This window comes from Thiocapsa sp. (assembly GCF_022340925.1).
GTDB lineage: Bacteria > Pseudomonadota > Gammaproteobacteria > Chromatiales > Chromatiaceae > Thiocapsa.
In genome coordinates this window covers 1-6,812 of sequence record NZ_JAJDNA010000131.1, presented here as the reverse complement: position 1 = coordinate 6,812, position 6,812 = coordinate 1, and the positions used below count along the sequence as shown (strand labels likewise).

General features: G+C 65.3%; 7 protein-coding genes. 3 read left to right on the top strand and 4 right to left on the bottom strand.

Annotation, left to right across the window (positions count from 1 at the left end; translation table 11 throughout):
- The 3 genes from LJE61_RS14870 to LJE61_RS14860 form a co-directional block, all read right to left on the bottom strand.
- On the bottom strand, positions 1-1,332 hold a 1,332-nt coding region (locus LJE61_RS14870), incomplete at its 3' end, for a phenylacetate--CoA ligase family protein (RefSeq protein ID WP_296918851.1).
- A gap of 35 nt (positions 1,333-1,367) precedes the next feature.
- The gene (locus LJE61_RS14865) at positions 1,368-1,565 is read right to left on the bottom strand and encodes a hypothetical protein (RefSeq protein WP_296913317.1); all 198 of its coding nucleotides are present in this window, start codon (positions 1,563-1,565) and stop codon (positions 1,368-1,370) included.
- Between the two features lie 205 nt (positions 1,566-1,770).
- The gene (locus LJE61_RS14860; protein WP_296913313.1) at positions 1,771-1,956 is read right to left on the bottom strand and encodes a hypothetical protein; all 186 of its coding nucleotides are present in this window, start codon (positions 1,954-1,956) and stop codon (positions 1,771-1,773) included.
- Positions 1,957-2,286: 330 nt separating this feature from the next.
- Between LJE61_RS14860 and LJE61_RS14855 the strand changes: the two genes are divergently transcribed.
- From LJE61_RS14855 to LJE61_RS14845, 3 genes are all read left to right on the top strand, one after another.
- Positions 2,287-3,825 (top strand): Do family serine endopeptidase, encoded by a 1,539-nt coding sequence (locus LJE61_RS14855; protein ID WP_296918849.1) that lies wholly within the window; start codon positions 2,287-2,289, stop codon positions 3,823-3,825.
- 295 nt (positions 3,826-4,120) lie between these two features.
- Positions 4,121-4,795, top strand: coding sequence for a winged helix-turn-helix domain-containing protein (locus LJE61_RS14850; RefSeq protein ID WP_296913307.1), 675 nt, complete (start codon positions 4,121-4,123; stop codon positions 4,793-4,795).
- Positions 4,792-6,219 (top strand): ATP-binding protein, encoded by a 1,428-nt coding sequence (locus LJE61_RS14845; protein ID WP_296913304.1) that lies wholly within the window; start codon positions 4,792-4,794, stop codon positions 6,217-6,219. The genes LJE61_RS14850 and LJE61_RS14845 overlap by 4 nt, the downstream gene beginning before the upstream one ends.
- A 143-nt stretch (positions 6,220-6,362) precedes the next feature.
- On the opposite strand, the gene LJE61_RS14840 is transcribed toward LJE61_RS14845, so the two are convergent.
- Positions 6,363-6,812, bottom strand: a 450-nt coding sequence (locus LJE61_RS14840; RefSeq protein ID WP_296918847.1) for a DUF1343 domain-containing protein, incomplete at its 5' end; no start/stop codon positions are given.

Here is a 6,812-nt window from a genome sequence, read left to right as displayed (position 1 = left end):
GGTGTGTCCCGGTGTTGGCAGGCAGTTCTTGATCCGCTCCGCGAAGGCGGTTTCGCTGCCGGCCCATCCCTCGCGCATCTGTAGATCGAGACGCAACGTCGGGCCTTCGGGCCGGATTCGAAAGAGTCCGCTCAACTGGTCAGCGAGGACCGGGTCCCGGTAGAGCGCGTCCTTGATGTCGAGCAGGGTGCGTCCGTCGGGTAAGACGTCCTGCTCCCGGCCGGACAAGGCGATCATCGGCAGCGCCGGGACCTGCAGGTCGGCGCGGCCCGCCCTCGCAAGCGCGTCGGCGACTCGGGCGCTGTCCACCATGCGGGCCCGATCGCCCGTGCGGTAACGGAGCAATGGGAGCATCAGCGAGGGATCCAAGGTCGAGAGCACCAAGGCGCCAAAGCCGCTTGGGTCTGGATCGACGACCTCGGCGAAGATGCGAAGCGGGTCATAGACGAACAGCAGGGGCGGGACCTGCCCGGGCCATTGACCGATCGCCGACCTGAGCCACTCAGGGTGACGATGCGCCAGTTGTCGCAGTCGCACCGTGTCGCGGGTCTCGAAGAACAGATTCAGCCCAAGCTCGCCCACCCCCATCGACGAGCCTACGAGACCCGCCGTCCAACCTTCCGCATCTTGTCCTAGGCGGCTCGCGACGTAGTGGCGAAAGTCCTCCCCGAAGATTTCCTCACCCAGGATCACGTGGATCCTGAACCGCCCCCAATCGAGACCGCAATCGCGGCCGTGATCCAGGATGCGTTTGCAGAACAAGGGGTCCGTGACCAGGATGGTCTGGTCGTGGTGAGGGGCGAACTGGCCGACCAATGCGGTCACCATGTCCTCGCGGACGCTGGTCTCCGCCACCGTGACCGTTGAGCAGCTGAAACGGACCCCCATCGGCAGCGCATTGACCAGCAGGGTCGAGCGCCGGTCGGTCTGGAAGGCATATTCCATCGCCAGCTCGATGGCTTTGGCGGCACGCCTCGCTTGACGATGGGTGGACAGACCGAATCCGAAATGTCCGCCTTGGCCGGAGCTGGTCAGGACACCGGCGAGTCGCCCGAGCTTGCCACCGACACAAAGGCGATCGATTGGGAAGGGGCCGAAGACGGCTCGCTTATCGATCACCGGGCATTCGGCCTTGAAGTCGGCGACCGTGCGGATCCTCGCCGGCGAAACGCCATGTTCCCTCAGAATGGAGGCATAGGCCGGTACCGCGCGCGCCATGCGCCGAAACTGCTCGACCGCCCGCCGTTCGCTCGCCCGGGTGAGCCTGGTCCCATCGACCCGGTCGAGCGCACGAAGCTGCCACCGTCGAAGTGTTTTGTCGAATGCCGCCATCCAGCTCGATCCCGTTTCCATGGGACTCACATCGGCTAATGATACACCGCGGCAGCGATGCCATTCGTGACGACCACGATGTAGACGCCCGCTGATCCCAGTGGGCAGATGTAGTTGGTGATCTGGATCGATCGGGTGTTGTTGGGGGATTGGCCCGATATGAGCGCACCGGCCGCGTCGCCTTGGGTGTTTGCCGGCACGCAACCGCAGCTCGCCAACTCATCCGAGCTCATGCCGACCCGGAACGCACAGGCTGCGCGGGGCTCTGGGCGAGCGGACTGACAGCCGGCGATCGCACAGGCCAACAGGAGCGAGGCGAGAAGCGATGTCGGCCCGGTCAGCCGATGGGTGCGTGGGAGACGCGGGCGGGAACTGACCAGCCGCCGCGGACAGGGCAGCGAGGATGGGATGCGGCGCGTCCGGCCGACCGGAGTCGCGTTACTCCGACTCGACCCGCGCAACGGATGAGCGGAGCGCCTCGAAGATGAGTCGACGCGCCGCCGTCTCGTCGAGCTCGGGGACCTCCCAGCCCATGATGCGACAGTACTTGTGGACCAGGTGTCGCACATCGTCCTCGAGCTCCCTGGAATAACGCCCCATCTCGATCTCTTCTATCGTTGCCATGTTTTCGTCCTCGCCGGCAGATTAGGAATCGATGTGCAGCCCGCCGGGCGAGACCGGTTTCGGACCAGCGCGTCGTGACCTCCGCGCCCGTCACCAGGACCACAGTTGAAGTCTGCCCCGGGGGCCAAGGAAAGTAGACATCTCCGGCGAGCTGCGGTCAAGGCGAGCCGCGAGATCCATGGCGTTTGGCTCATGCCGGATTAACACCCCGTAAGCCGCCGGACATGCTCGCGCAATGGGCACACCAGAATACTCAGGAGCGTCCAACCGTGCTCTAGGCAAGCGGGTCCCTGACCTGCGATGCCTTCGTCTCCTGATGAGGAAAACGCCATGACGAAACCCCATTCACCGTCTCCGAACAGATCCTTTACCGTCGGCACGCCGGCACCCACGCAACGCCTGGGGCTCGCAACGGCTGTCCTGGCCCTGGCCCTCTCCGCGGGGAGCCTCTGTTGGGCCGGTGCCGGTGCGATGGCGAGTGATGCTGGCGGGGCCGATATCCCCTCGGTCGCGACCCCGGGGCTCCCAAGCTTCGCGGATGTCGCCGAGCGGGTGACCCCGGCCGTCGTGAACGTCTCGGTTAAGGCGGAGGGGATACAGCCGATGCAGTGGTCTGCCCACCCGCCGCGCCCGCACGATGTGCCCATGCCGGAGTCGTTCCGTCGTTTCTTCGAGCATCCGGGCCATGAGGGGCCCCGGCGAACGGTCAGCCAGGGATCCGGCTTCGTCCTCGACGCCGAGGGTCATATCGTGACCAACGACCATGTGATAGAAGGCGCCAGCGAGATCACGATCATCCTGAACGATGGGACGACCTATCCGGCGAAGGTCGTCGGGCGCGACGCGAAGACCGACTTGGCCGTGCTCAAGATCGACGCGGATCGCCCGATGAGCTATGTCGAGCTGGGGGATTCGCGCGAGGCGCGTGTCGGCGACTGGGTCTTGGCGGTCGGTAATCCATTCGGACTCGGCGGCTCGGTCAATGCCGGCATCATCTCGGCGCGAGGGCGCGACATCAACTCCGGGCCCTACGACGATTACCTGCAGATCGATGCACCCATCAATCAGGGTCACTCGGGTGGCCCCCTGTTCGACATCAACGGCCGGGTGATCGGCGTCAATACCGCCATCTATTCGCCGAGCGGGGGCAACGTCGGTATCGGATTTGCGATTCCTGCCGAGACCGTCCAGCGGGTGGTGGCCGATCTGCGAGAAAATGGTCGAGTCGAGCGTGGCTGGCTCGGTGTGCAGATCCAGCCTGTGACCGAGTCATTGGCCGCAGGGCTTGGGCTCGAGCAGACCGGCGGCGTCCTGATCGCAGACGTCATCCCGGGCAGTCCTGCCTCGATGGCGGACCTGCGTGCCGGAGACGTCATCCTGAGCGCCGCCGGGCACTCACTCGACGGTGCAAAAGGCCTTGCAAGGGCCGTAGCGGAGACAACGGCGGGCACCGCGATGACCCTTCGAGTGCTCCGCGATGGGCAAGCGCGCGAGGTCTCGGTGAGGATCGCGCGGATGCCTGATGATGAGCAGGTCGCGGGCCTCCCGAGCGAACCGGCCGACGCGGTTGCGCGCCCTCGCCTCGGCCTCTACCTCGCGCCGCTGACCCCGGAGCTCCGCCTCGAGCAGGGCCTCCGCCCGGATGCAGAGGGTGTGTATGTGTCGCAGGTCGAGTCAGACAGCCCGGCCGCGCGCGCCGGGATAGAGGCGGGTAGCCTCATCTCGATGGTCGGTGTCGAGCCGGTTACGACGCCTGACCAGGTCATTGCGGCGGTTCTTGCGGCCGCGGACGACAAGGTCGAGGCGCTCATCCTGCGCGTCGAGAAGGACGGGCCGCCGCTGTTCGTTGCCGTTCCTCTGACGACCTGAACGGGTTTGAGCCGATTGGCGGCCGCGTTTCAGCGGTCGCCAGCCGACTACGGATCGGGAGACCCCCACAGCGCCGGATCCCCCGCGAACGTGCCAGCCGTTGAGGGGCTTGTCGCGCAAGACGTCTGGCTCGACAATGCGGAGTAAGAGCAATCGGCCGAGATCGTTTCACCTTGAACTGCAGTTGGCCTCAGGCCAAACATACGGCCGGTTGCGATCCCGGATACTGAGCCGTCCTCGGCGCAGGCGCATCAGTTGACTGAGCGCCGGTGGTTCCTGGTGAGGTGATCGACCGATGCGCATCCTTCTCATCGAAGACGATCACCATACCGCCAACTACCTGCTCAAGGCCTTCGCCGAAGCCGGTGCGGTCACCGACCATGTGTCGGATGGTCGTACCGGCCTGCTGCAGGCGGCGACCGGCGACTATGATGCGCTGATCATCGACCGGATGCTGCCGGGGCTAGACGGCCTGGGTATCGTGCGCACCCTGCGTGCATCCGGCAACCAGACGCCCGTCCTCTTTCTCAGCGCCCTGGGCGAGGTCGACGAGCGTGTCGAGGGGTTGCGTGCGGGCGGGGACGACTACCTCACCAAACCCTTTGCCTTTTCAGAGCTCCACGCACGTCTCGAGGCCCTGTTGCGCCGTGGCAGCGCGGATGGCCCCGAGACCCGATTGCGTGTCTCGGATCTCGAGCTGGACCTGCTCAAACGGAAGGTGACCCGCGCCGGCTGTGAGATTCCGCTTCAACCTCGCGAGTTTCGCCTGCTGGAGTACCTGGTGCGCCATGCTGGGCAAGTGGTCACGCGAACCATGCTGCTCGAGCAGGTCTGGGACTATCACTTCGACCCACAGACCAACGTCATCGACGTCCATATCAGCCGTCTGCGCGGCAAGATCGACAAGGGCTTCGAAGCGCCGCTCCTCGAGACCGTCCGAGGTGTCGGCTACATGATCCGGAGCGAATGAACGGCGTGCGCCACGCCGTGAGCGGGTTGCGTGAGCTCCGCGCGCGGGCCGGGAGTATCCTGCGTAGCTCGACGTTTCGCGTGGCGCTCCTCTACGTGGTCTTGCTAGGCGGCTCCGTGGTGATCCTCCTGGGATTCATCTACTGGTCGACCGCCGGCTACATGGGTCGCCAGACCGCGGCCACCATCGAGGCCGAGATCCGCGGGCTTGCCGAGCAGTATCGGCGAAGCGGCCTGAGTGGCCTCTCGTCGCTCATCAGCGAGCGCGTGACACGCGATCCGGTCGGTTCCAGTGTCTATCTGCTGGTCGACGACAACCTCGGGCGGATTGTCGGCAACCTCGATCGCTGGCCCGTTGGCGTGCCAGACGTTGGCGACGGCTGGCTGCACTTTCGCTTGCGTGAGCGCGGACCAGACCGCACCGAAGAGCACGCCGCCCGGGCGCGGGTCTTCTTGCTGCCGGGCGGGTTGCGGCTGTTGGTTGGACGCGACGTGCGTGACCTGGAGGCGACCCGCGCCCTCATCCTCGAAGCCTTGGCCTGGGGGCTCGCCATTACCGCTGGGCTCGCCTTGTTGGGTGGGTGGCTGATGAGCGCCGGTGTGGTGCGCCGGCTGGAGGCGATCAACCAGACCAGCCGCGACATCATGGCCGGTGATCTCTCGCGGCGCATACCTCTCCGCGGGAGCGGCGACGACTTCGACCAATTGGCGGCCAGTCTTAATCAAATGCTGGATCGCATCGAGATCCTGATGGCGGGTGTCCGTCAGGTTTCGGACAACATCGCCCATGATCTGCGCACCCCCCTGACCCGGGTTCGCACCAAGCTGGAACTGCTCCGCGCCGGGCTGAGTGGTTGCCAGGGTGCGAAGACGATTGCCGATGAGGCGATCGCAGACGCCGACGAAATGCTTGCGACCTTCAACGCTCTGTTGCGGATCGCGCGAATCGAGTCCGGAGGCCGTCGGGCGGCCTTCGCCCGCATGGATCTCGCCGCGCTGATGCGTGATCTGCTGGAACTATACGAACCGCTGGCGAGCGAGAAAGGTATTCGCATGGAGCTCCATGGCGGGGAGGTTGCCTGGATCAGGGCCGACCGCGATCTGCTGTTCCAGGCCCTGGCCAACCTGGTCGACAATGCGATCAAGTACACGCCGCCGGGCGGCGCGATCGGGATGTCGGTGCGATCCTTAGCGGACGCGGTGACGGTGCAGGTTGTCGACACGGGTCCGGGGATCCCCGTCGACTCGCGCGAGCGGGTTCTCGATCGCTTCTTTCGGCTTGATGATAGCCGTTCGACACCCGGCAGCGGGCTCGGGCTCAGCCTCGTGAAGGCGGTGTTGGATCTGCACCAGGCCTCCATCGAGTTTGCGGACAATCGGCCTGGACTCATCGTCACCGTGACGCTAGGAGCCTCTCGGACTTAGGATGAATCGGCTACGGAGGCGGGAGAACGGTCCATTTCGCCGCGCTTTTTCGTTACACAGCACCCGCCATACGCCTCACAACCGGTACAACATGGCCTCGCTCCCCACTCCCTCGCTTCGATCACCCTAAACCCGACAGGCTCCTAGGGGTACAGCCGGTTCCCGGCAGTGGCCTCGGCCCACAGCGTCTCGTCCGCGCAGAGGTAGCGCTCGAGGTCGGCGGGATCTGCCTCGCGGTCGTCGACCCAGTTGCGCAGGAAGGTGCCCCCAGAAAGCAGGTCGATCGCAAGCCGCTCCGTTTCGTATTCGTAGTGGAAGTCACGCCAGAGCCCGTAGTCCGGATATTCCAGGCGCAGCGACTTCAAGAGGAGCGCGATCAGCCGGTAGGGTTTGAAACGATCATGGCGGTAGCCGAGAGTGTCCGTGTGAATCTGCAGTCCGGAGCACAGCTGGCCTGCATGCTTATGGAAAGTCGGCTCAAACCAGCATGGCCGAATGAGCGCGCCCTCGGTCCATTCTGCACACTCGGCACGCATCCTTGCGAGGATGCGCTCGAAGTTGAGGTTCGGGGCCCCGGCGACCTCCAGCGGCAC

What these genes read in the sequence shown, in the direction of transcription:
- LJE61_RS14855 (WP_296918849.1), top strand. Translation starts at nt 2,287, where the DNA reads ATGACGAAACCCCATTCACCGTCTCCGAACAGATCCTTTACCGTCGGC.
- LJE61_RS14865 (WP_296913317.1), bottom strand. Translation starts at nt 1,565, where the DNA reads ATGAGCTCGGATGAGTTGGCGAGCTGCGGTTGCGTGCCGGCAAACACC.
- LJE61_RS14845 (WP_296913304.1), top strand. Translation starts at nt 4,792, where the DNA reads ATGAACGGCGTGCGCCACGCCGTGAGCGGGTTGCGTGAGCTCCGCGCG.
- LJE61_RS14860 (WP_296913313.1), bottom strand. Translation starts at nt 1,956, where the DNA reads ATGGCAACGATAGAAGAGATCGAGATGGGGCGTTATTCCAGGGAGCTC.
- LJE61_RS14850 (WP_296913307.1), top strand. Translation starts at nt 4,121, where the DNA reads ATGCGCATCCTTCTCATCGAAGACGATCACCATACCGCCAACTACCTG.